The sequence below is a fragment of the Plantibacter elymi (nom. nud.) genome (assembly GCF_900177795.1).
Classification (GTDB): domain Bacteria; phylum Actinomycetota; class Actinomycetes; order Actinomycetales; family Microbacteriaceae; genus Plantibacter; species Plantibacter elymi.
Genome location: NZ_FXWJ01000003.1, coordinates 289,467 through 312,261, shown reverse-complemented (window position 1 = coordinate 312,261; position 22,795 = coordinate 289,467). Strand labels below are relative to the sequence as shown.

Below are 22,795 nucleotides of genomic sequence, written 5' to 3'. Positions count from 1 at the left end.
CTTAGTCTGAATCCGATGTCTCCCCGAGTAACGGCGATTCTCGTGGTGCGCGACGGCTCAGAGCCGCTCGCGCGCACGCTCGACGCCCTCCGTGCCCAGACCCGTCCGGCGGACGGGATCATCGCCGTCGCCATGCGCGGGAGTGAGGCGACGATCGAGGAACTCGGTCGCGTCCCCGGCATGAAGCTCGTGACCTCGACCGAGGACCTCAGCTTCGCGCAGGCCGTGGCGGCCGGCGTCCGGGTCACCGATCAGCCGGAGGACGCCGAGCAGATGCTCTGGTTGCTCTCCGAGGACACGGCTCCAGAACCGACGGCGCTCGCCGCCCTGTTGGGCGCCCTGGAGGTCTCGCCGTCCGTCGGTGTGGCCGGCCCGAAGATCCTCGACTGGGACGATGCGTCCTTCCTCCGCCGCTACGGCGAGACGATCACCTCTCTCGGGGCGGCCGTCCCGGTGGTCGAGGACGAGCTCGACCAGGCCCAGCACGACACGATGAACGACGTGATGGCGGTCGGTCCGGCCGGTATGCTCGTCCGTCATCAGCTGTGGGACCAGTTGGGCGGCTTCGACCAGGCCCTCGTGGCGGACGACGCCCTCGACTTCTGCATCAGGACCCGCCTCGCGGGCTACCTGGTCGCGGTCGTGCCGACGGCGCGGGTCGCCTCCGCAGGTGAAGGCATCGCCGGGCCCTCCTGGTCGAACCGGCTCGGTGCGCGTCGCCGCCGCCACCGCCAGGCCCGCGCCGCACAGCTCCACCGCCGTCTCGTCTATGCCCCCGGGATCATGGTGCCGGTGCACTGGCTCAGCTTGGTGCCCCTCGCCATCCTGCGAGTCATCGGCCACTTCGTGAAGAAGCAACCCGAACTCGTGCTCGGCGAGCTCTCGGCGGCGTTCGCCGTCGCGTTCTCCGGGACGAAGGTCGGCAGTGCCCGGCGCCAGCTCGCGAAGAACCGGACCCTGGGCTGGTCGAGCATCGCCGGCTTGCGGATGAGGCTCGACGAGGTCAGACGCAAACGCGCGCTCGCGCGGGAGGCGACGCAGATCGGCTTCATCGGCGAGGAACGCGACCTCCGCTTCTTCTCCGGCGGAGGTGCCTGGGTCGTCCTCGCGACGGCAGTCGTCGGCGCCGCGATCCTCGCTCCGCTCCTCGGGGCCACGTACCTCACCGGCGGGGGGCTCCTTCCGCTCTCGGCGACGGTCGGCGACCTCTGGCAGCACATCGGCTTCGGGTGGCGCGACGTCGGTCTCGGCTTCGTCGGTGCCGCCGACCCGTTCAGCGCGGTCCTCGCGGTGCTCGGGAGCATCACCTTCTGGCAGCCCTCGTTCTCCCTGGTCCTCCTCTTCCTGCTCGCGCTGCCGCTCTCTGCGCTCGGCGCCTGGTTCGCCGCCACCCGGCTCACGGAGCGCAGCGGTGCTCGTGCGGTGGCGGCGCTGCTCTGGGCGCTCGCCCCGACGCTCCTGACCGCGCTCGCCGAAGGCCGTCCCGCGGCGGTCATCGTGCACGTCCTGCTGCCCTGGCTCTTCTACGCGGGTGCGGTCGCGTCCCGGTCGTGGGCTGCAGCCGGCACGAGCGCCTTCCTGTTCGCCGCGATCGTCGCGAGCTCACCCTCCCTCGCCCCGGCGTTGCTCGTCATCTGGGTCGTCGCGATGATCTTCGCCGGTCGGGGTGTCGCCAGGGTCGGACTCGTCCCGATCCCCGCCATCGCGCTGTTCGCCCCGCTCATCTGGCAGCAGGGCATCCATCGCAACAATTGGCTCGGACTCCTCGCCGACCCGGGCGTCGCGACGCCCGGGACCGCGGCGTCCGGCTGGCAACTGTCCCTCGGCTTCCCCAGCGGCAGCCTGGGCGGATGGAGCCAGCTCGGTGCAGCGCTCGGGCTGCCGGGTGCGGCCCCCGCCATCGTGGTGCCCGCGCTGCTCGCGCCACTCGCGATCGTCGCTCTGCTGGCCCTGTTCCTCCCGGGGTCCCGACGGGCCGTCCCGTTGCTCATCGCGGCGTTCCTCGGACTCGTGTCGGCGGTGTTCGCCACGCATCTCCTCCTCGCCTCCGCCGCCGGAACGGCCGTCCCCGTCTGGGCCGGCGCGGCGATCAGCCTGTACTGGCTCGGGATCGTGGGTGCTGCGACCCTCGGCCTCGACCGCATCCCGCGGTTCCGGGCCGTTCCGGCGCTCGTCATGGTCCTCGCCGCCGCGGTGATCGCCCTCCCGCTCGCCCTCGCCCAGCCCCTCGGCACCTCGGTGGTCCGTGAGAGCTCCGGTCGCCAGCTGCCCGCCTACGTGACGGCCGCGACGCAGACCGATCCTCGGCTCGGCACCCTCGTCATCACGCCCGGTGACGACGGGACCATCACCGCGGTCGTCATCCGTGGCCAGGGTCAGACGCTCGACGGCCAGTCCACCATCGCCCAGACGGCCCCCGGCGTGTCCTCGGACGACCGCGTCGTCGCCGAGCTCGCCGGCAACCTCGCGTCGCAGAGCGGACTCGACCCGACGGAGACCCTCGTCGAGCACGGCATCGCCTTCGTGCTGCTGTCGCCGGTCGCCGACGGCGAGGAGCAGACGGTGGCGGGTCAGACCGCCGGCCGCGCGGCGAGTGCACTCGACGCCAACGCCGCGCTGGTCGCCGTCGGCGACACGACCAGCGGGACGCTCTGGCGGACCGTGGCGGATGTCGGCACCGGTCCCGAGCTCCCGACGTCCAACGTGCTGGGTACGCTCATCGGTGTCGGACTGGGTGTCGTGTTCCTCATCACCCTGCTCCTGAGCATCCCGAACGGCGCATCCCGCGACGGGTACCGCGCCGGGTCCCGGAAGCCGGCGAAGCTGAAGGGCCGGGCCGCTCGCAAGGCGGCCGCGTCCGGGTCGACGGTCGCGGTGATCGACGACGAAGCGACCGGCACCTACGACGACGAGGAAGCGACCGCCGATCTCGAGGACGAGGCGGAGGAATCCGAGTCGGCCACCACCGCCGACGCGTCGAGCCGCCCGTCCAAGCCTCGCTGGTGGCGTCGGGCGCGGTCCTCCGCCGGGGAGCCCGCTCCCGTGGCGGTGCAGGCCGAAGCAGCCGATGACGCCGTGTCGGACGATGAACATGCGCCGAACCCCGACGCCGCGTCGGCCGACGACACCGTCGCTCGCGATGAAACCGGGCCGGTCGCGGACGACGCCGTCGACGCGGACCGCGACGTGACCGGGTCGACTCCAGCTGTCGACGCGGACACGAACACCACAGCCGACCGGGTCCCCGACGAACCGGCGGTCGCCACGGGCGATGCCGTCGTGCCCGATCCGGATCCGAGCGACTCGACCGAGACGACGTCGGATCCCGACACCAGCCGCCGGGACACCCCGGGAACGGAGCAGCCGCATGCCCAGTAAGCGCGGAGTCGCCATCACCTCCGGTCGGATCGTCACCGGCCTCGTCGGGATCGGGATCGCCGCGGTCACGATCGCAGCGGCCGGGCAGCTGCCCCTCCCGACGGTCGAGATCGCCCCTCAGGACATCCGAGTCACCCCGGTGGCCGGCGACCAGTCGGTCGTGTGCCCGGGGCCACTGCTCGCCCTGGCCCAGGACGCGACGGCCGCCACCGCAGCCGGCTCCTTCGGCCCGGCGACCGTGGACTTCGGGGCGAACGGGGTGACGCCCACGACCAGCGAGCTGGCCGCACCCGACAACACGAGCGGTGCGGCGGACGGCGGACCGACGGTGATCACCGTCCCCGGCGCGACCGACGGTACGGTGACGCCCCTGAGTGGCGCGCAGTCGCAGATCGCCGCCGAAGCCGAGGTCGCCGGTCTGGCGGCCGCCGCCTGCACGCCGGCATCGGCCGAGAGCTGGCTCGTCGGCGGGTCGAGTGACATCGGTCGCACCACGCTGGTCCTCGTGAGCAATCCGTCGGCCGTCGATGCGAACGTCACCCTCGAGGTCTTCGGCGCTGCCGGGCGGATCGACGCTCCCGGTGCCGCCGGGATCGTCGTCGCCACCGGCACGCAGCGGGTGATCGCCCTCACCGGCCTCGCACCCAACGAGCCGACCCCGGTCGTGCACGTGACGAGCGAGGGCGGCCAGGTGGTGGCCGCGCTCCAGCAGAGCACGGTCCGTGTCCTGACCCCCGGTGGCGTCGAGGTCCAGGGGCCGACCGCGTCGCCCTCGACCGACCTCGTGATCCCTGGCGTCGTCGTCACGGCCCCCGCGGCCGCAGGGGCGAGCTCCGACACCGCGTCCGTCGACGACCGGGCCACGGCCCTCAGACTGTTCGCGCCGGGCTCCGAGCCCGCCGACGTCGTCATCACCGCCACCCGAGAGAACGCGAAGGATGAGCCGATCGTCATCGACGCGACCATCCAGCCGGGCGTTCCCGGTGAGATCGCCCTGGCCGACCTCCCGGCCGGTGAGTTCTCGCTGGAGGTCACCTCGACCCGACCGGTGGTCGCGGCGGCCAGGACGAACTCGCGCGGCGGAACGCTCGAGGACTTCGCCTGGTTCGGAGCGACGCCCGCACTCGACGACACCGCCGCCTTCACGGTCCCCACCGGGCCGGGGCAGAAGCTCCACGTCTTCAACCCGTCCGGAACCGACGCCGAACTCACGTTGACGGGGGACGACGGCAAGGAGACCACGGCGAAGGTCGGAGCCGGTGCGGCGGTCACGATCGGCGTCGGCTCGGGTCAGAGTTACGTCGTCGCCGGGGCCGACGGCCTCCACGCCTCCATCAGTCTCGCTGCGCCGGGGCGGCTCACGTCGCTGCCGGTCACACCGCCGAACCCGCTGGCGGCGCCGATCAGCGTCTACCCGCGCTGACCGCAGCGGCCTCGGGTCAGAGGAACCGGTAGCGTTCCGGCCCGAGGTCCCAGGGGTCCTTGCCGAGGAGTTCGGCGACGGCGCGGAACACGCAGCTCTCCACCATCATGCGCTGATGCAACTCGTCGTTCCTGTGGAGCTTGCTCATCCGCTGGATGGGCAGCCGGTACAGGATGATCCGTCGGCGAGCTCGGTCGACGAACCAGCGGTCGACGCCGTCGGTCCCGGAGTTCTGCGCCGGCATGGCGCCGACCTCGAACCGGACGTCGGCGAGTTCGGCGGGCCAGGCCCCGCGGAGATAGTCGGCAGTGGTCGCGACCGTCAGGTCGAACTGGTCGATCCGGGTGTCGATCGGTGGCACGTCCGGTCCGACGACGCTCGAACGACCGTTGCGACCATGCCGTGATCGGCGGCGCGAGAGGGTGCCTCGCGTCTCCTCGTCCGCCTGCGCCATGCGTCCAGTCTAGGTGTCGTCGGCGGCCCGGTTCAGACCCGCTCGACCGGCGAGCCGGACGGTGCCGTCGCCGCCCGCGGGCTACGCTGGGGCAAATGGTGGACAGGATGTGTTCGAAGGTCGGCTGCTCGCGCGAGCCCGTGGCGACGCTGACCTACGACTATCGTGACTCGATGGCCGTCCTCGGTCCGCTGAGCATCGAGAAGAGCCCGCACAGCTACGACCTCTGCTCCATCCACGCCGTACGGCTGAGCGTGCCGCAAGGCTGGAGCGTCGTGAAGCACAGCGTCCTCGGCGACGTCGGCTACGGTTCCTGACCGTCGGCAGCCCACCGCGCCGTGCCCGATCCCGGCGCTGACATGAAGGTCCACGACGCCTGACGGTCTGCGAGAATGGCGTCATGAGTTCTTCCGCACCGTCTGCCCCCACGACCACCCTGCCCTTCAAGGTGGCCGACCTGTCGCTCGCCGAGGCCGGCCGACACCAGCTCCGCCTCGCCGAGAACGAGATGCCCGGCCTGATGGCCCTCCGCGAGGAGTTCGGCGCGAGCCAGCCCCTCGCCGGCGCCCGTATCGCCGGTTCGCTGCACATGACGGTGCAGACCGCGGTGCTCATCGAGACGCTCGTCGCGCTCGGTGCCCAGGTGCGCTGGGCGAGCTGCAACATCTTCTCGACCCAGGACGAGGCGGCGGCCGCCGTCGCCGTCGGTCCGCACGGGACCGCCGAGGCACCGGCCGGTGTGCCGGTCTTCGCCTGGAAGGGCGAGACGCTCGAAGAGTACTGGTGGTGCACCGAGCAGATCTTCGACTGGTCGACCGAAGCGGACACGGCCGGAGCCGAATGGACCGGCCCCAACCTCATCCTCGACGACGGCGGCGACGCGAGCATGCTCGTCCACCAGGGCCGTCGGTTCGAACTGGCCGGAGCGGTCCCCGAGACGACTGACGCCGACAGCCACGAGTACAGCATCGTCCTCGACGTGCTCCGTCGTTCGCTCGCCGGTAGCAGCGACCGCTGGACGAAGGTCGCCGCGGACATCCTCGGTGTGACCGAGGAGACCACCACCGGAGTCCACCGCCTCTACGAGCTGGCGAAGCAGGGTGAGCTGCTGTTCCCCGCGATCAACGTGAACGACTCGGTCACGAAGAGCAAGTTCGACAACAAGTACGGCATCCGCCACTCCCTTCCGGACGGCCTCAACCGCGCGACCGACGTGCTCATCGGTGGCAAGGTCGTCTTCGTCGCGGGCTACGGCGACGTCGGCAAGGGCGCGGCCGAGGCCCTCCGCGGCCAGGGCGCCCGGGTCATCGTCTCCGAGGTCGACCCGATCTGCGCCCTCCAGGCGTCGATGGACGGCTTCCAGGTCGCGACCCTCGAGAGCGTCGCCGACCAGGTCGACATCATCGTCACGTGCACCGGCAACTTCAACGTCGTCACCCTCGACCACATCCTCGCGCTCAAGCACCTCGCGATCGTCTCGAACGTCGGGCACTTCGACAACGAGATCGACATGGCCTCGCTCGAGGCGCTCGAGGGCGCCGAGAAGATCGAGATCAAGCCCCAGGTCCACGAGTGGCGCCTCCCCAACGGGCGGAGCGTCCTCGTGCTCAGCGAGGGGCGACTCATGAACCTCGGGAACGCGACGGGGCACCCCTCGTTCGTGATGAGCAACTCGTTCACGAACCAGGTGCTCGCACAGCTCGAGCTCTGGACGCGGATCGAGGAGTACCCGATCGGCGTGTACGTGCTGCCGAAGCACCTCGACGAGAAGGTCGCGCGCCTGCACCTCGACGCGCTCGGCGTGCAACTGACGACGCTCACGGGCGAGCAGGCCGACTACATCGGTGTGCCCGTCGAAGGCCCGTACAAGGTCGACCACTACCGCTACTAGACGGTGCCGCCGGTTCCCCGCCTCAGCGGTCGGGGAACCGGTGCGGCTGGCCGCTCAGCACCGGCTGGAGGAGCGACAGGCGCTGACGGGCCGCGAGCTGGGCCTGGTACTCGCGCTCCCGGCGGATGACGGAGACGCCGACGAGGAACGCCTCCGGGGGAGCGATCGGCAGCGGCGACACGAATCGGGACACCTCTGCCGCGAGTTCCGCCGCCAGTCGGGTCCTCGTCGCAGGGGTGAGCGAACCGGCCTGCTTGAGGAATTGGGTGACTCGCCGCGCCAGCGGGTCGGGCAGTCGTGCCACGTCCGCGCCGCCGGCCCAGGCGGCGAGCTGCGGTGGGATCATCGCGACGGGCTCCACCATCCGCGGTAGACGCTCGCGTTGGCTGTAGGTCCCGGCGAGCACGTCGCCGAGACGCTTCGACCGGGCGCTCAGCAGGCCGGTGAGCGCGGCGATGCCGCCAGCTGTGGCGTAGATCTCGAAGTACCCGGTGAGGGCACGGATGAACGCGTGCCGGAAGCCGGGCGCACCTCCGTCGTCTCGGACGATGCGGGCACCGACGACGAGTCTGCCGAGCGACCGCCCGCGGGTGGCGATCTCGACCGCTGCCGGCAGGACGACGAGGCAGAGCACCGTCAGGCCGAGCACGATGGCGGTGAACATCGCGGTGTCCATGGCGACCCCGGACAGGATCCACGAGAACATCGCGAGCATGAGGCCGACGAACACGAGGATCGACACCACGTAGTCGATGATGGCGCCCGCAGCGCGCAGGATGAATCCGGTGGGACGCACGTCGAGGGCGACCGCCTCGCCGGTGATCAGCTCGGTGCCGTCGTCCAGCGTCGTCTCGTGCAGCGGGACCCGGGCCGGTTCGGACATGTGCTCCATTCAAGCAGATGCGCGGGGGACCGGCCATGGAGCACCACCACCGCGTAGCATGGCTGCGATGGACCTCGACGCCTACTCCGCAGCCCACCGCCAGGAATGGGATCGCCTCGACGCGCTCGGCAAGCAGCGGTTCTTCAGCGGGCCGGAGGCCGATGAGCTGATCGACCGCTACCAGGCCGGAGCGACGCAGCTCTCCGCGATCAAGACGACGGCCGGATCGACCCTCGTCGGCGACCGCCTCTCGGTGTCGCTGTCGCGGGCGCGCCTCCGGTTCACCGGGGCCAGTGCGAACGTGTTGTCGAGTGTCCCGCGGTTCTTCGTCCTGGCGCTGCCGGCCGCGCTCTACCGCGTCCGGTGGGTGACCCTCGCCGTCGCGGTCGCGACCGTCGTCATCGCGACCCTGTACGCCGTGTGGATCGCCGGCAACCCGCAGGTCCTCGCGAACCTCGGTACCGACGCCCAGCTCAAGCAGTACGTCGAGGACGACTTCGTCGCCTACTACTCCAACAACCCGGCCGCGAGCTTCGCCGGTCAGGTGTGGACGAACAACGCGTGGATCGCAGCGCAATGCGTGGCGTTCGGCATCAGCGGCGTCTGGGTCCCGTACATCATCGTCACCAACGCCCAGGGGGTCGGGCAGGCCGCGGGTGTCATGTTCGCCTACGGCAAGGGAGACGTGTTCTTCGAGTACATCCTCCCGCACGGCATGCTCGAGCTCACGGCGGTGTTCGTCGCGGCCGCGGCAGGTCTGCGCATCTTCTGGGCCTGGGTGGCACCGGGGCCACGGACGAGGGGCCAGGCGCTCGCGGAGAAGGGCCGAGCACTGTTCACGATCGCCATCGGGCTGGTGATCGTGCTCTTCGTCTCAGGGCTCGTCGAGGGCTTCGTGACGCCGGCTCCGTGGCCGTGGGCGGTCAAGATGATCATCGGCGGGGGAGCACTCGCCGCATTCCTGACCTACATGTGCTGGTGGGGCGGCCGCGCGTACCGCTCGGGCGAGCGCGGCGACCTGGCTGAGTTCGAGGCCGGCGCGAAGCGGATCGTCGCCGGCTGACGGCTACTCGCCGGCTTCGGATCGTGCGCGACGCTCGGCGTTCCTGGCGTTGACCCGGGCGTTCTCCGCGTTCACCTCGGCGTGGACGGCGCGCTCCTGCACGAGCCAGGCGGGCAGCGTGCGGAGGAGCTCCTGGATCTGCTCGGTGGTCAACGCCTCGGTGATCTCGGCGCGAGCCAGACCGGAGGTCGACACGCCCAGCTTGCGGGCGACGACGTCGCGCGGGTGCGGTCCGTTCTTGCGGAGCTCGACGAGCCAGTCCGCCGGGTTCGCCTGCAGTTCGAGGAACGCCGACCGCGTGATCGGCTCCTCCTGGAACGACGCCGGGGTCGCCGGCAGGTAGACCCCGAGCTTCTTCGCCGCGGTCGCCGGTTTCATGATCTGTTCGCTCGCACCCATCCGCTCAGCGTACCTCGCTGCGGTGTCCTCGCCCAACCAGCCGGATCACCCGTCGACTGAGCTGCAGTAGTGTGGCAAGCCGAGCAGTGGAGGCTTCGATGGACAGGCAGGACGACCAGGTCGACGGGATCGAGGTCGGCGACGACGGGATCGATGCCGACACGGTGCCGGAGATCGTGCCGCCGGCGCTGACCGTCGCCTACGCGCGCGGCGTGAACCCGGGGAAGTGGGCGCGCATCTGGAGCGAGCGCCGGCCGGACGACGAACTCCGCCTGATCCGAGTGGACCTCGACGAGCAGCGAGCGGTCCTGGCCTCCGGTGCGGCGGACGTCGTGCTCGCCCGGGTCCCGATCGACCAGGACGGGCTGAACACGATCGCCCTGTTCGAGGAGCTCCCCGTCGTCGTCTTCGCCAAGGGCGCTGCCCTCGGAGTCGAGGACACGGTCGGGATGGCCGCGCTCGCCGACGAGCAGCTGATCATGACGCCGCTCGTCCTCGAGTGGGCTGAACGTGCCGCCGTGCTCGGGTTCGACGCCCCGGCGGCCCCGTTGACCGACGACCCGGAGGTGGCGGTCGAACTGGCCGCGTCCGAGGTCGGTATCGTCGTGGTCCCGCAGTCGGTCGCGCGACTGCATCAGCGGAAGGACGTGGAGTACCGTCCGATCGCCGATCTTCCATCGATCCCGGTCGTGCTGGTCTGGCCGCAGGACCGCGAGGACGAAGCCGTGGAGGAGTTCATCGGCATCGTGCGCGGACGCACGGCCAACAGTTCGCGACGGTCCGCCCCGACCGAGCAGGCCGCCGCTCCTGCACCGCAGCAGGCCGCGAGACGACGGAAGAAGCCGAAGGCCGGTTCGACCCAGGGCACCGCCGCCGGGACGAGCCGAGGCGCCCAGCTCGCCGCGCGCAAGGCCAAACAGGAGGAGCTCGCCCGGGAACGCCGCAAGAAGCGCAAGGGCCGCTGACCCGTCGATCCGGTTCCGTCCGGCACGCGGAGGAAGCCGATCGATCGGCGACGGATCGGGCTAGAGCCGACCGGAGGCCTTGAGCGCGATGTAGGCGTCGGCGAGCGCCGGGGGCAGGGTCTCGGGTGAGCCGGTGACGACGTCGGCCCCGAGCTGTCTGATCGCCGCCGACACGCGTTCGATGTCCAGCAGGGCGCGTTCGGCCGCAGCGGCGCGGTAGACGGTCTCGCGGTCGCCGCGGTCGCGCGTGGCCTCGAGGGTCGCCGGGTCGACGACGCTCGTCACGACCACCGTGTGGCGCTGCGTGAGCTGGGGGAGGACGGCGAGGAGCCCGCGCGCGGCCCCGGGGGCGTCGATCGAGGTCTGCAGGACGACGAGGGCGCGCTGGTTCGTGATCTGCCTGACCTGGCCGGGGACGGCGTCCCAGTCGGTCTCGATGAGTTCCGGGTCGACGAGCGCCATCGCGTCGACCATCCTGGACAGCAGTTCGGCGCCGGTCGCCCCCTGGACGCGACCACGCACCCGGCGGTCGTAGGCGAGATAGTCGATGCGGTCCCCGGCTCGCGTGGCGAGCGCGGCCAGGAGGAGCGCGGCTTCGAACGCGGTGTCGATGCGCGGCTCGTCGGCGATGCGGGCGGCGGAGGTGCGGCCGGTGTCGGTGACGATGACGACCCGGCGGTCGCGCTCGGGCCGCCAGGTGCGGATCATGACGTCACCCCGTCGTGCCGTGGCACGCCAGTCGATCGACCGGACGTCGTCGCCCCGCACGTATTCGCGCAGGGAGTCGAACTCGGTGCCCTGACCGCGGACCATGACGCTCGTCGCGCCGTCGAGTTCACGGAGGCGTGCGATCCGACTCGGGAGGTGCTTCCGCGAGGCGAACGCCGGCAGGACCCGGAGGTGCCCGGCGCTGTTCAGCGTCGCCTGTCGTGCCAGGAGACCGAGCGGACCGAAGGACCGCACCGTGACCTGGGACACCCGCCGCTCGCCGCGGCGGAACGGGGTGAGCACCAGGCTGACGCTCCGTCGCTCGCCCGGTGGGAGGTCGACGCGGAGCCGCTCGGCGGGCGCACCGGCGGACGGCTGCCAGGCATCGCGCACCAGCGCCCGGACACGGCGGCGTCCGCGGTTGGTGAGGAAGAGGGTGCTCGTCGCCGAGTCACCGAGCCTGACTCGGGACGGCAGCTGCCGCTGCAGGACGACGTCCCTCGGCGAACCCGCGACCACGAGGTCGAGCGCTCCGAGCGCGGCGGCGAGGACGAGCCAGGCGATGAACGCCGGAGCGGCGTCGCCCGTGAGCACGCCGAGCACCACGATCGGCACGACGCCGAACGCGACGAGCGCGACGAACCTCCCGGTGACCGCCATCTAGATGGGCACCTGCACCTGCTGCATGATCGAGCGCAGGATCGCGTCGACCGAGACACCCTCGAGCTCGGCCTCGGGCCGCAGCTGCATGCGGTGGCGCCACACCGGCAGGACCATCGTCTGCACGTGGTCGGGGGTGATCGACTGGTAACCGCTCAGCCAGGCCCAGGCCTTCGCCGACGCGAGGAGGGCGGTCGTCCCTCGGGGGCTGACGCCGAGTCGGACGGACGGACTGCGCCGCGTGGCGCGCGCGAGGTCGACGATGTAGGCGAGGACGTCGGCGCTGGCGCCCACGCGTCCGACCTCGAGCTGCGCCGCCCGCAGATCGGCTGCGCCCATGACCGGCCTGACACCCGCAGCCGTGAGGTCGCGCGGGCTGAACCCGGCGGAATGCCGTCGGAGCACCTCCACCTCGACGTCGCGTTCGGGCACGTCGAGGACGAGCTTCAGCAGGAAGCGGTCGAGCTGCGCCTCGGGGAGCGTGTAGGTGCCCTCGTACTCGATCGGGTTCTGCGTGGCGGCCACGATGAACGGGTCCGGGAGCGGGAGCGAACGGCCGTCGACGCTGACCTGGCGCTCCTCCATCGCCTCCAGCAGGGCGGACTGGGTCTTGGGGGGTGTGCGGTTGATCTCGTCGGCCAGCAGGATGTTCGTGAACACCGGGCCCTCGCGGAACTCGAACTCGCCGGTCTTGGCGTCGTAGACGAGCGAGCCCGTGACGTCGCCGGGCATGAGGTCGGGCGTGAACTGCACGCGCTTCGTGTCCAGACTGAGCGCGTGGCTGAGCGAGCGGACGAGGAGCGTCTTCGCGACGCCGGGCACACCCTCGAGGAGCGCGTGGCCCTTGGCGAGGAGCGCGATGACGAGCCCGGTGACGGCGGCGTCCTGACCCACGACGGCCTTGCCGACCTCGACGCGGACCTGGGCGAGTGCTCGCCGGAGGTCGTCGGGGTTCGGTGTGGTGGATCCTGGCACGGGGGCGTCGGTCATGGATGGTTCCTTCCGGTGAGGTCCGTGGCGCGCGCGACGGCGGCTTCGAGATCGAGCAGGTGATCGGACAGGGAGACGAGGTCGGCGTCGCTCGACGGTACGGCGTCGAGCAGGACGGATCGCACGTGCCGAGGGTCGAGTCCGGTGAGTCCGGCGACCGTGCCGGCGACCTCGACGACCGAGGCATGGCGGGAGAGGCCTGCGGCGACCGCGAGGCGGGACACGGTGCCGATCCGCAGCGCGTCGAGCGCCCGCTGACGGTTGCCGGACCGCTGGTAGAGGCGTGCGCGCCCCTCCATCGTCTCGCTCGCGCGGACCGCGACGGGCAGGTCCTCGATGACGAGCGGGCCGAATCGGCGCCCGCGCCAGAACATGGCCAGGATCGCCGTGACGACCACGGTGCCGGTGACTCCGGCGACCCAGCTCGGCGTCAGCTCGTCGAGGCTCGGGGGACCGGTGACGGGCACGTCGGCGAGGCTCGGCAGGTACCAGACCAACTGCTCGGTGGAGCCGAGCAGGCCGAGCGCCAGGGCGGCGTTCCCCGCCCGGTCGACGACGTCGTTCGTCAGGGCGTCGGCCGAGCCGAGCAGCACCCGTGCGCCGTCCGCCTTCGTCACGACCGCGCTCCCTCCGCTGTCGGCGGTGAAACAGCCCTCGGCGTCGGCGTCGGTGGTCGTGTACAGCGTCCAGCCACCGGTGACCGTCCCCGCCCGCTCGGCGGTGGGATCGCCGCAGTCGGACGACAGGACGTCGGCGGAGTCCGAGCTGCCCGCGAACGAGACGCCGGGGAACAGGGTGCGGAGTGCTGCGGCCCGGGGCGTGACGACGACGAGTCGGGCGTCGGCGTCGCCCAACCGCTCGAGCTGCGAGGCGTCGAGCAGTCCGCTGGGATCGAACAGGAGGACGGTGCTGTCGGTGTCCTCGACCGCCTCGAGCGTTGCGTCGAGCGTGGTGGTCTCCGTCACGGTGACGCCCTCCTGGCGGAGCACCTGCGCGAGCGCGCGACCACCGTTCGGGGTCTGGTTGCCCGGGCTGAGCAGCGCCGCGTCGATCGACGCGCCTCGCGTCGCGAACATGAGCACGAGGGCGATCCCGACCGCGAAGACCGCCGCGATGATCCAGAACCGGTTCCGTCGCAGCCGGGTCCGCAGCCGTGGTGTGGCGACGTCGGGCTCGGGCTCCCGCTGCATCGTGGGCTTCGTCGCGAGCGTCACCGGACCAGCTCCTCGGGGTCGGCGAGGAGCCGCGGCGCGGCGGCGGAGAGCCGGGCGTCGAGCGCTTCGAGCTCGCGGTACTGCGCCTCGGTGCCCGTCGCCTCGAGGTAGCGGACGGCGTCGAAGACGTCCGCGGCCTCCGCGAGCGCGCGCCCGTCCTGCGGGAACGCGGCCGCTGCCCGGGCGGCGAAGCCGTGCGCCGTCGTGCCGGGGGTGACCACGACGATCGTCCGCTCGGACAGTCCGCGAGCGATCGCCCGGTACAGCTCCTGGAGCGCGAGGGTCCAGTCGCCGGCCGCGGCGGCGGTCCGCGCGTCCTGGCGCAACCGCTCGGCGGTCCGATCGTCGCGTTCGCCGAAGAGGTCGAGCTGACGGGCACTCCGCCGGTTGAGGCGGGGGACGCCCCACACGATGAACGCGATGACGATCCCGACGACGACCACGGTCATCGCGATGATCGGGAACAGGCCGGTGAAGGGGCCCTCACCCGGCACCCGGAGGGAGTTCACCCAGTCCCAGAACGCCTTCGACACGATGTCCCACAGCGACGGTTGTGCTGTCTGGTACTCGGGCTTCGACAGCTCGCGCTGCAGGAGATCCCGGGCGCCCGGTGCATCCGGGACGAGCGGGACGTCGAGGCGCGACGCGAGGAACAGCGGGCTCATCGGGTCGCTTTGCCTCCGGCAGCGGCGGCGGCGTCGAAGGGGTTGTCGACCGTCTCATGCCCGCCCGCGCGCGCCTCGACGAACCGCGCGAGGTCGAGGTCGAGCCCCTCCTTGCGCATCCGCAGGTCCACATAGATGACCGCCGACGTTGCACTGATGACGACGACCGTGATCGCGCCGATGATGACGGAGACGAGCAATGACAGGCCCTGCGCGGCGATGGTGGCGACGATCATGGTCGCCTCCGAGTCCACCCCGACGAACAGCACGGGGACGAGACTCGCGAGCAGGCTGATCGGCGTCGCGACGACCTGCGACGCGACACTGACGACCGAGGAGACGAGGAACTGGACACCGAAGGTCCGCCAGAAATAGCCGTCGGTCAGGCGCCAGGAGCGAGCGAGCGAGGGGAAGACCTTGCCGTTCTCGAGGACGATGATGCTCGGTGTGAGGGAGAACTTCGTCCCGAGCCACACGGAAGCGGCGATCAGGACGAGCAGCGCGCCGATGCCCATGACCACCGTCAGGGCCACGCCCGCGGTCCCGCCGAGACCGGTCAGCACGAATCCGAGGCCCACCGCGACGGCGATGAACACCGTCACGACACCGATCAGGAGGAAGGTGTAGCCGATGAGCGGCAGGAACCGCGCCTTCGTGCGCCGCCAGAGGACGCCGAGCGGCAGCTTCTCGCCGAGGGTGCCGCGAGCGACCTCTTGCGCGATGATGCCCTGCAGGATCGCGCTGCCGGCGATCGAGACCGCCACCGGGATGAGGAAGGACAGGATGATGGCCGTGACCGCCCCGGCGCTGATGGCGTCCTCCTCGCCAGGAGCCGCCTGTGACAGCCGGCTGAGGGAGAGCCAGGTGACGAGGCCGACGATGACGAGGGAGAGGACGGCGGTGAGACCCTGCAGGAGCAGGGCGCTCCCGAACGTCGCCTTCGGGTTGCGTCGCAGCACGAGGAATGGGGCGCCGAACAGGTCGCTGAAGGACAGCGGCCGGAGCGGGATGAGCCCCGGCTTCGGCGGTGGTGCCCATCCCTGCTGGGGACCCGGGGCCCAGGACGCGCCGGTCGCGTACGGGTTCGCGTCGTAGGCGGCGGTCGGAGCCGAGGGAGGAGTACCGTACCCGGCTTGCTGAGCATGGGGGTACGGCTGGGTGTACTGGGGCGGGACCTGTTGCGGATACGGCTGCTGGCCGTATCCCTGCTGTGGGTACGTCGCCTGCGCCGGATACCCGGGCTGCTGCGGGTATCCCTGCTGCTGCGGGTACCCGGGCTGCTGCGGGTATCCCTGCTGCTGCGGATACCCGGGTTGCTGTGGGGATCCCTGTGGCGGCAGCGGCGGATACCCGGGTTGCTGTGGGTACCCCTGCTGCGGCGGCAGCGGCTGCGGTGTCGCCGGTTCCGGCGCCACCGGCTGCTGTGGCCCCTGCGGCGTCGCCCACGGGTTCGGATCCTGATCGCCCATCTCGCCCCCGGCTCGCTGTTCCGTGTCCATCAGCAACACCCCCTCGCCGTCTCGAACCCCTCCATGTTGTCACACCGAGCCTGCCCGGGACCGGCGGTTCGGCGGTTCTCCTGGACACTTCGACTACGCTGAGGCGAGACGTAAGGACACCGGTCAGGCAGCGCGGCCGGCCGGTCACACCCGAGACGGAGCTATGAACGCACGCATTCTCGTCGTCGACGACGACACCGCACTCGCCGAGATGATCGGCATCGTGCTGCGCACCGAGGGCTTCGAGCCGTCGTTCTGCGCGGACGGCGGCGGCGCGCTCCAGGCGTTCCGCGACACCAAGCCCGACCTCGTCCTCCTCGACCTCATGCTTCCGGGGATCGACGGGATCGAGGTCTGCCGCCTGATCCGCCAGGAGTCCGGCGTCCCGGTCATCATGCTGACCGCGAAGTCCGACACCGCGGACGTGGTGAAGGGGCTCGAGTCCGGAGCCGACGACTACATGGTGAAGCCGTTCAACCCGAAGGAGCTCGTCGCCCGGATCCGCACGCGGCTGCGCGCACCGGCCGCCGACCTCGCAGAGACCCTCCGCATCGGCGACCTCACCGTGGACGTCGCGGGCCACGAGGTCCGTCGCGCCGACGGGGTCATCGGGCTCACGCCGCTGGAGTTCGACCTCCTCCTCGCACTGGCGAGCAAACCGCAGCAGGTCTTCACCCGCGAGATGCTGCTCGAACAGGTCTGGGGATACCACTACAAGGCCGACACCCGACTCGTGAACGTGCACGTGCAGCGGCTTCGCGCCAAGGTCGAGGAAGACCCCGACAACCCGAGGATCGTCATGACGGTGCGTGGCGTCGGGTACCGCGCCGGCGCGGTCACCGGCTGATCCGAGATGGCCTCCCGACTCGCCGGCTGGGCGGCCGACTGGCGGCTGTGGCGGAGATGGCCGCAGCAGGTGCGCTCGCAGTGGCGGCGCTCGCTGCAGTTCCGGACGGTCGCCATCACGGTCGGCCTCTCGGGACTCGCCATCCTCCTGACCGGCGCCTACCTCTCGTTCAGCATCGGCAACGACCTCTTCCAATCCCGACTGCAGCAGGCGCTCGGAGGCTCCGGTCGCGCCATCGCGTCTGCGCAGAGCATCCTCGACGCCTCGGACGCCAGCGAGCGCGTCGCCCTCCAACAGCTCATGGGGACGGTGCGGACCGATCTCCAGACGACCTCCGGCAGTAGCCTCATCGCCGCCTACCGGGCTCCCGGACAGGACCCCAGCCAGGTCACACCTCCGGGCTTCGAATCGCCGGGGCTGGGAGGTGGTGTCATCTCGGACGCGCTCAGTGAGGCGGTGCGGGCCGACCCGGACTCCCTCCAGTGGCAGTCGGTGACCCTGACCGCCGCCGACGGCTCGACCACCGCCGGCATCGTCGTCGGTTCCATGGTCTCGATGCCGACCGCGGGGTCGTACGAGATCTACCTCGGCTACGACCTGAGCGAGTCGGAGCAGACGCTCGGCTTCGTGCAGCGGACCCTGTTCGTCGCGGGCGTCGGCCTCATGATCCTCGTCGGTGGTGCCGCGTGGTTCATCGTCCGCTTCGTCGCGACTCCGATCCGGTTCGCCGCCGAGACGAGTCAACGTCTCGCCGGCGGCGACCTGGACGTGCGGATGCCCGAGAAGGGCGAGGACGAGCTCGCCATCCTGGCCCGCTCCTTCAACGGGATGGCCGCCAGCATGCAGAAGCAGATCAAGGAACTCGCGGAGCTCTCGCTCGTGCAGCAGCGCTTCGTCTCGGACGTCTCGCACGAGTTGCGCACGCCCCTGACGACCATCCGCCTGGCCGGTGACGTGCTCTACGACCAGCGTGACTCCTTCCCGCCGGCCACCGAGCGGACGGCCGAGCTCCTGCACGACCAGGTCGGGCGGTTCGAGATCCTGCTGGCCGACCTCCTGGAGATCAGCCGGTACGACGCCGGCAGCATCGAACTCGAACTGGAACCGACGAGTCTCGTCCATCTCGCGGAAGAGGTCGTGGAGGAGCTCCGACCGCTCGCGGAGCCGACCGGTTCGGACCTCCGGATCGTCGCACCGGGTGGCTACTCGGCGGTCCCGATGGACCCGCGGCGCATCCGGCGGATCGTGCGCAACCTCGTCGGCAACGCCATCGAGCACGGGGAGGGCAAACCGATCGTGGTGTCGGTGGACAGCAACGAGTCCTCGGTCGCGATCGCGGTGCGCGACTACGGCCAGGGCATGACGCGTGAGGCCACCGAGCGCGTGTTCGACCGCTTCTGGCGCGCGGACCCGTCGCGCAAGCGCACCATCGGCGGCACCGGGCTCGGACTCGCGATCTCCCTCGAGGACGCGGTCCTGCACGAGGGGTGGCTGGAGGTCTGGTCTGAGCCCGCCGCCGGCTCGTCCTTCCGGCTCACCATCCCGCGCGAACCCGGGACGGACATCGTCCGCTCGCCCATCAGCCTGCCGCCCGACGATGCGATCGAGACCATCGTGGACGAGCTCACCGCGCCGACGACCCGCTCACTCCCGACCGTGCGATCGGCCGACGACGACAAGGAGGGTGCTCGTGGTTGACGTCACCGCACGATCGCCGAGACGACGGTCCGCAGCACGTCGGATCGCTGCTGCGGCACTCCCGATGCTCCTCGTGGCGGTGCTGTGCGCCTGTGTCGGCATCCCGCGGGGCGGTTCGGTGCAGGACGGCGGCGCGGTCGAGGGGGACGGCGGCGACGTCGACGTCAACTTCATCGCGCCAGGTCCCGCCGAGGGGGCGACGCCGGAGCAGATCCTCCGGGGCTTCATCGACGCCGCCGCGAGCCCGCAGAACAACTACGAGATCGCGCGGGAGTTCCTCGCACCGGCGCTCCGGTCCGAGTGGGATCCCGATGCCGGGGTGACCATCGACCAGGGCGGCCGCACGTTCGCCCCGGTCGCCGACACGGTGCAACTCACCGTCAGTCCCGTCGCGGCGGTCGACGACCGCGGGGAGTACCGCGAATCGGGGAACTCGTCGCCGCTGAGCTGGACCTACTCCTTCGAGCAGGTGCGGGGGGAGTGGCGGATCGCGGCCGCTCCGCCGGGCATCGTCCTCGAGTCCTCGACGTTCGCCGACGTCTTCGCGGCCTACTCCCTCAGCTACTTCGACCCGAGTTTCACCCGACTCGTCCCCGACCAGCGCTGGTTCCCCTCGCGGGCGTCGACCGCGACGAGGATCGTGGGGGCACTGCTCGACGGACCGGCGGAATGGTTGAAGGGCGCGGTGGCGACGGCGTTCCCGGAGGGGACCTCGCTCACGAGCGACGCCGTTCCGGTCGAGGCAGGGACCGCGCGCGTGGACCTGACCAAACCGGCCCTGCAAGCGGACGCGGTCACCCTCCAGCGGATGCAGCTCCAGCTGAGCAGCAGCCTGGTGCAGCTGTCGGGCAGCGTCGGCGGGGTCGCCGCCGTCTCGAACGTCGCGATCACCGTCGTGGGCAACTCCACGCAGACGGTCTCGCCGCTCTCGCTCGCCGCACCGCGGGTCGACCCCCGGGCGCTCGTCCAGCGCGGGGACGAGTTCGGCTTCGCCTCGGGGAACCGCATCGAGGCCGTGCCGGGGATCTCGGCGGCGGTCGTGGCGGCCGGGGCCGACGCGGCCGTGTTGTCGGCCGACCACGACCAGGCGGCGGTCCGTTCCACCGCCGGTGTCACGGTGATCCAGGCGGACGGCGACGTCCGACTCGTCGACAACCGCCAGGGGCTCCTTCCACCGACGATGGACCCGTTCGGCTTCACCTGGACCGTCCCGGCTGCGGCGCCGTCCGCACTGCTCGCGCACGACGCCGCGGGTGGCACCGTGCAGGTCGCGACGAGTTGGACCGGGGCCTCCACGATCGATTCGATCCAGGTCTCCCGGGAGGGTACACGCCTCGTCGCGCTGCTCCGGGACGGGACGCAGTCGCGGCTCGTGGCCGCCGCCATCATCCGCGGCGATCGGAACGCGCCGTTGCGACTCGGCGATCCCGTCGAGCTCCGCGTGATGTCCACGGCGGCGACGACCGTCACCTGGGTCGACGACATCACCGTCGCCGTCCTGCTGGGCGGCGGTGACGGGACGACCATCGTCACGCAGCAGATCGGCGGCCGCTCCGCACCCGTGCCGAAACTGGCGGACGTGACGAACCTGGTCGGGGGCAACGGACCGACGCAGCTGCGGGCCCTCACGAGCGACGGCCGGCTGCTGCTGCCCCGCGGGTCGAGCTGGCAGGAGGCGGGTGGTGACGTCCGATTCATCGCGACCCAGCTGGGTGCGCCCGACTGACTGAGCGCGCTCCACAGTGCGTCCGGACCGTGAAGCCGTCCCAGGCCTGCGCGATGCGTCACCGGACGCACTGCGTGGGCACGACCATCGGATGATGCGATCCTCGTCCAGCCGAAGCACGCCCCTCGCGAATGCCAGCGAGGCCTGCCTGGACGCCTGGGCCCTGCTCGTCCCGGTCACGTGCGCCGGATGCGGCGCGCCGGACCGCGGGCTGTGCGACGACTGTCGCGGGCGTCTGATCCGGCCGGCGGCCTCCGATGACGATGCCCACCTCGTGCGGTGGAGCGGTGCGGACGGCACCCCCGGTCTCGCCGCCCGTCGCTACGACGAGTTCGTCGGCGCCGTCCTCCTCGCCTACAAGGAGGACGCCCGGACAGGCCTCGTCCGTCCGCTGGCAGCCGCACTCGGACCGGCGTTCCGGCTCGCCGTCCTCGAGGCGAGCCGCGAAATGGGAGGCGCTTCACCGGAGATCGCGACGATCCCGGCCCGACGACGCGCCGCCCGCGATCGGGGCTTCCATCCGGTGGAGCAGCTCGCGCGCCGGCTCGGCGCCAGACCCTCGCGCCCGCTGCGATGGGCGCGGGAGCCCGCCGACCAGCGGGACTTCGGTCGGGCGGAGCGTCTGGAGAACCTCGCCGGTGCCCTCGTCGCGCCACGGCGGCTCGACGGGCGCCGCTTCCTCCTCGTGGAGGACGTCGTCACGACGGGAGCCACCGTGGGGGAAGCCGTCCGGGCGATGCACGACGGCGGTGGTCTCGTGGTCGGTGTCGTGGCCCTCGCCAGGGTCGGACCGTGAACGGACGGTGGGCCCCGTACCCGGAAGATGAACGTTCCCTGAACACCGCTGATGACTTCCGCAGGCTCGGGCACTACGGTGGCAGAACGGCGTGAAAGGACCGCCCGGGACCGGGTGGTCAGCCGGATGAGGAGGTCGAACGTGGATATCAACATCGTCGGACTTGGACTCGGCATCACCGATCGGTTCCGCGAGTACGCGACCGAGAAGGCGGAGAAGGTCGCCCATCTGGTCGAGCAGGCGCAATCGCTCGACATCAAGGTGTCCCGCCATCACGACGCCAACGGACGCAAGGGCGAGGACCGCGTCGAGATGACGCTCGTCGGCCCCGGACCGTTGGTTCGTGCGGAGTCGACCGGCTCCGACAAGTACGTGGCCTTCGATCTCGCGATCGCGCGGATGCTCGAGCGCGTCCGCCGGTCGAAGGACCGCAAGAAGGAGCACCGTGGCAAGCACCGCACCTCCCTGCACGCCGCCAGCAGCGAGGGGTTCAGTGGCGTCGACATCACTCCTGCCGCGCCGGAGCTGCTCGAGCAGGTCGCGACCGGGAGCGTCGCGACGCTGACCCACGAGGACGAGGAGCAGGAGGCGTACTCGCCCGTCGTCATCCGCACGAAGGAGTTCCCCGCGGAGTGGATGAGCGTCGAGGACGCCGTCGACCGCATGGAACTCGTCGGCCACGACTTCTTCCTGTTCATCGACGCCTCGTCGGAGCGGGCGAGCGTCGTGTACCGCCGCAAGGGCTGGGACTACGGCGTGATCAGCCTCGAGGACGGCTCGAACTAGCGTCCTGCACACCGACCGACGCGGTCGCCCGGTTCGCCGGGCGGCCGCGTCGTGGCATGTCGGTGCCGACCTCGAAGACGGCGTCGTGCACGCGCAGGCGTGCCGAGGTCACCTCGAGCCAGTCGAGCTCGGCCAGGGAGCGTCGCCGTCTGGCTTCGAGCCCGATCCACGCGATGTCACCCTGCGGCGTCCGGGGGAGCGCCGACAGCTTCTCGTCGAGCTGCTGCACGAGATCGAGCGCCCAGGCACGTTGGACGGCGATGACCCCGAACACGTCGACGCCGTCGAGCGACGCCGCGAGGGCGACCTTGTCCGGGAGTTCGTCTCGCGAAGCGCTCGCCGTGACGGGTGTCGTCCACCAGCGTTCGAGGACGTCGCGCCCGCCGGCGGTGATGCGATAGAAGACATGTCCCTGTGCATCCACGGCGGCGCGCTCGACGAGCCCGTCCCGCTCGAGACGATCGAGGGTGGCATAGGCCTGGCCGACGTTGAGCGGCGTGTCGGGCGTCGTCCGTCGGTCGAACTCACCGCGCAGACGGTACCCGTAGTCGTCGCCGAGCGCGAGGATCGCGAGCAGACCGTGCTTGACCGACATCGAACCTCCATGAAATACCTACGCCGTAGGGTGTCGCCAGCCTAGTGAGCCGTCCGTCCCGTGCTGCGGCGGCACTCCGTCGACATCCGTCCGCCCCTCGATACACAGCGTCCACTCAAGGGACTCCCCGCTAACATGTTCAGAGGACTGCCCCG

20 protein-coding genes are annotated in these 22,795 nt (G+C 71.1%); 11 read left to right on the top strand and 9 right to left on the bottom strand.

Annotation, left to right across the window (positions count from 1 at the left end; genetic code table 11):
* Nucleotides 1-15: 15 nt before the first annotated feature.
* Together CCK91_RS10920 and CCK91_RS10915 are read left to right on the top strand one after the other, a co-directional pair.
* A complete protein-coding gene (locus CCK91_RS10920; RefSeq protein ID WP_086474027.1) occupies nt 16-3,378 on the top strand; it encodes a glycosyltransferase in 3,363 nt (1,120 codons plus the stop codon).
* Nucleotides 3,368-4,801 carry a DUF5719 family protein gene (locus CCK91_RS10915; RefSeq protein WP_086474026.1) on the top strand — a complete coding sequence of 478 codons (1,434 nt, stop codon included), beginning with the start codon at nt 3,368-3,370 and terminating at the stop codon, nt 4,799-4,801. The genes CCK91_RS10920 and CCK91_RS10915 overlap by 11 nt, the downstream gene beginning before the upstream one ends.
* A gap of 16 nt (nt 4,802-4,817) precedes the next feature.
* Here CCK91_RS10915 and CCK91_RS10910 read toward each other — a convergent pair whose 3' ends face one another.
* Nucleotides 4,818-5,255, bottom strand: coding sequence for a metallopeptidase family protein (locus tag CCK91_RS10910; RefSeq protein ID WP_086474025.1), 438 nt, complete (start codon nt 5,253-5,255; stop codon nt 4,818-4,820).
* Nucleotides 5,256-5,362: 107 nt separating this feature from the next.
* Between CCK91_RS10910 and CCK91_RS10905 the strand changes: the two genes are divergently transcribed.
* Nucleotides 5,363-5,572, top strand: a complete 210-nt coding sequence (locus CCK91_RS10905; protein WP_369808449.1) for a DUF3499 family protein — start codon at nt 5,363-5,365, stop codon at nt 5,570-5,572.
* Nucleotides 5,573-5,655: 83 nt separating this feature from the next.
* Nucleotides 5,656-7,146, top strand: coding sequence for an adenosylhomocysteinase (gene ahcY, locus CCK91_RS10900; RefSeq protein ID WP_086474024.1), 1,491 nt, complete (start codon nt 5,656-5,658; stop codon nt 7,144-7,146).
* A gap of 22 nt (nt 7,147-7,168) precedes the next feature.
* Here the strand turns inward: ahcY and CCK91_RS10895 are convergent, their stop codons facing one another.
* Nucleotides 7,169-8,029 (bottom strand): RDD family protein, encoded by an 861-nt coding sequence (locus CCK91_RS10895; protein ID WP_086474023.1) that lies wholly within the window; start codon nt 8,027-8,029, stop codon nt 7,169-7,171.
* A gap of 67 nt (nt 8,030-8,096) precedes the next feature.
* Between CCK91_RS10895 and CCK91_RS10890 the strand changes: the two genes are divergently transcribed.
* Nucleotides 8,097-9,092: a stage II sporulation protein M gene (locus CCK91_RS10890; protein WP_086474312.1), complete on the top strand. Its 996-nt coding sequence runs from the start codon at nt 8,097-8,099 to the stop codon at nt 9,090-9,092.
* A 3-nt stretch (nt 9,093-9,095) separates the two neighbouring features.
* Here CCK91_RS10890 and CCK91_RS10885 read toward each other — a convergent pair whose 3' ends face one another.
* The gene (locus CCK91_RS10885) at nt 9,096-9,491 is read right to left on the bottom strand and encodes a DUF5997 family protein (RefSeq protein ID WP_056012681.1); all 396 of its coding nucleotides are present in this window, start codon (nt 9,489-9,491) and stop codon (nt 9,096-9,098) included.
* A 98-nt stretch (nt 9,492-9,589) separates the two neighbouring features.
* On the opposite strand from CCK91_RS10885, the gene CCK91_RS10880 reads away from it, so the two are divergent.
* Nucleotides 9,590-10,456 carry a LysR family substrate-binding domain-containing protein gene (locus CCK91_RS10880; RefSeq protein ID WP_086474022.1) on the top strand — a complete coding sequence of 289 codons (867 nt, stop codon included), beginning with the start codon at nt 9,590-9,592 and terminating at the stop codon, nt 10,454-10,456.
* 60 nt (nt 10,457-10,516) lie between these two features.
* Here CCK91_RS10880 and CCK91_RS10875 read toward each other — a convergent pair whose 3' ends face one another.
* The 5 genes from CCK91_RS10875 to CCK91_RS19815 are packed head-to-tail and all read right to left on the bottom strand — an operon-like array spanning nt 10,517 to nt 16,192.
* On the bottom strand, nt 10,517-11,824 hold the full coding sequence (locus CCK91_RS10875; protein ID WP_086474021.1) for a DUF58 domain-containing protein: 1,308 nt from the start codon (nt 11,822-11,824) through the stop codon (nt 10,517-10,519).
* A complete protein-coding gene (locus CCK91_RS10870; protein WP_086474020.1) occupies nt 11,825-12,814 on the bottom strand; it encodes an AAA family ATPase in 990 nt (329 codons plus the stop codon).
* Nucleotides 12,811-14,028, bottom strand: coding sequence for a DUF4350 domain-containing protein (locus tag CCK91_RS10865; protein WP_207568216.1), 1,218 nt, complete (start codon nt 14,026-14,028; stop codon nt 12,811-12,813). Before CCK91_RS10865 ends, CCK91_RS10870 begins: the two co-directional genes overlap by 4 nt.
* Nucleotides 14,025-14,693, bottom strand: coding sequence for a DUF4129 domain-containing protein (locus CCK91_RS10860; RefSeq protein ID WP_086474019.1), 669 nt, complete (start codon nt 14,691-14,693; stop codon nt 14,025-14,027). Before CCK91_RS10860 ends, CCK91_RS10865 begins: the two co-directional genes overlap by 4 nt.
* Nucleotides 14,690-16,192, bottom strand: a complete 1,503-nt coding sequence (locus tag CCK91_RS19815; RefSeq protein WP_086474018.1) for a hypothetical protein — start codon at nt 16,190-16,192, stop codon at nt 14,690-14,692. The genes CCK91_RS10860 and CCK91_RS19815 overlap by 4 nt, the downstream gene beginning before the upstream one ends.
* Nucleotides 16,193-16,355: 163 nt before the next feature.
* Here CCK91_RS19815 and mtrA point away from each other — a divergent pair, with 163 nt between their 5' ends.
* The 5 genes from mtrA to hpf all read left to right on the top strand — a co-directional run bounded on the left by mtrA (nt 16,356) and on the right by hpf (nt 22,045).
* Entirely contained in the window at nt 16,356-17,039 is a 684-nt protein-coding gene (mtrA, locus tag CCK91_RS10850) for an MtrAB system response regulator MtrA (protein WP_086474017.1), read from the top strand.
* 6 nt (nt 17,040-17,045) lie between these two features.
* A complete protein-coding gene (gene mtrB / locus CCK91_RS10845) occupies nt 17,046-18,737 on the top strand; it encodes an MtrAB system histidine kinase MtrB (RefSeq protein ID WP_086474016.1) in 1,692 nt (563 codons plus the stop codon).
* Complete coding sequence (locus CCK91_RS10840) at nt 18,730-20,463, top strand: LpqB family beta-propeller domain-containing protein (protein ID WP_165767021.1); 1,734 nt, start codon at nt 18,730-18,732, stop codon at nt 20,461-20,463. Before mtrB ends, CCK91_RS10840 begins: the two co-directional genes overlap by 8 nt.
* A gap of 94 nt (nt 20,464-20,557) precedes the next feature.
* On the top strand, nt 20,558-21,259 hold the full coding sequence (locus tag CCK91_RS10835) for a ComF family protein (protein ID WP_165767020.1): 702 nt from the start codon (nt 20,558-20,560) through the stop codon (nt 21,257-21,259).
* Between the two features lie 141 nt (nt 21,260-21,400).
* On the top strand, nt 21,401-22,045 hold the full coding sequence (hpf, locus tag CCK91_RS10830) for a ribosome hibernation-promoting factor, HPF/YfiA family (RefSeq protein ID WP_086474013.1): 645 nt from the start codon (nt 21,401-21,403) through the stop codon (nt 22,043-22,045).
* Here the strand turns inward: hpf and CCK91_RS10825 are convergent.
* Complete coding sequence (locus CCK91_RS10825) at nt 22,020-22,640, bottom strand: PadR family transcriptional regulator (RefSeq protein ID WP_086474012.1); 621 nt, start codon at nt 22,638-22,640, stop codon at nt 22,020-22,022. The two genes, hpf and CCK91_RS10825, sit on opposite strands and share 26 nt — an antisense overlap.
* Between the last annotated feature and the right edge of the window lie 155 nt (nt 22,641-22,795).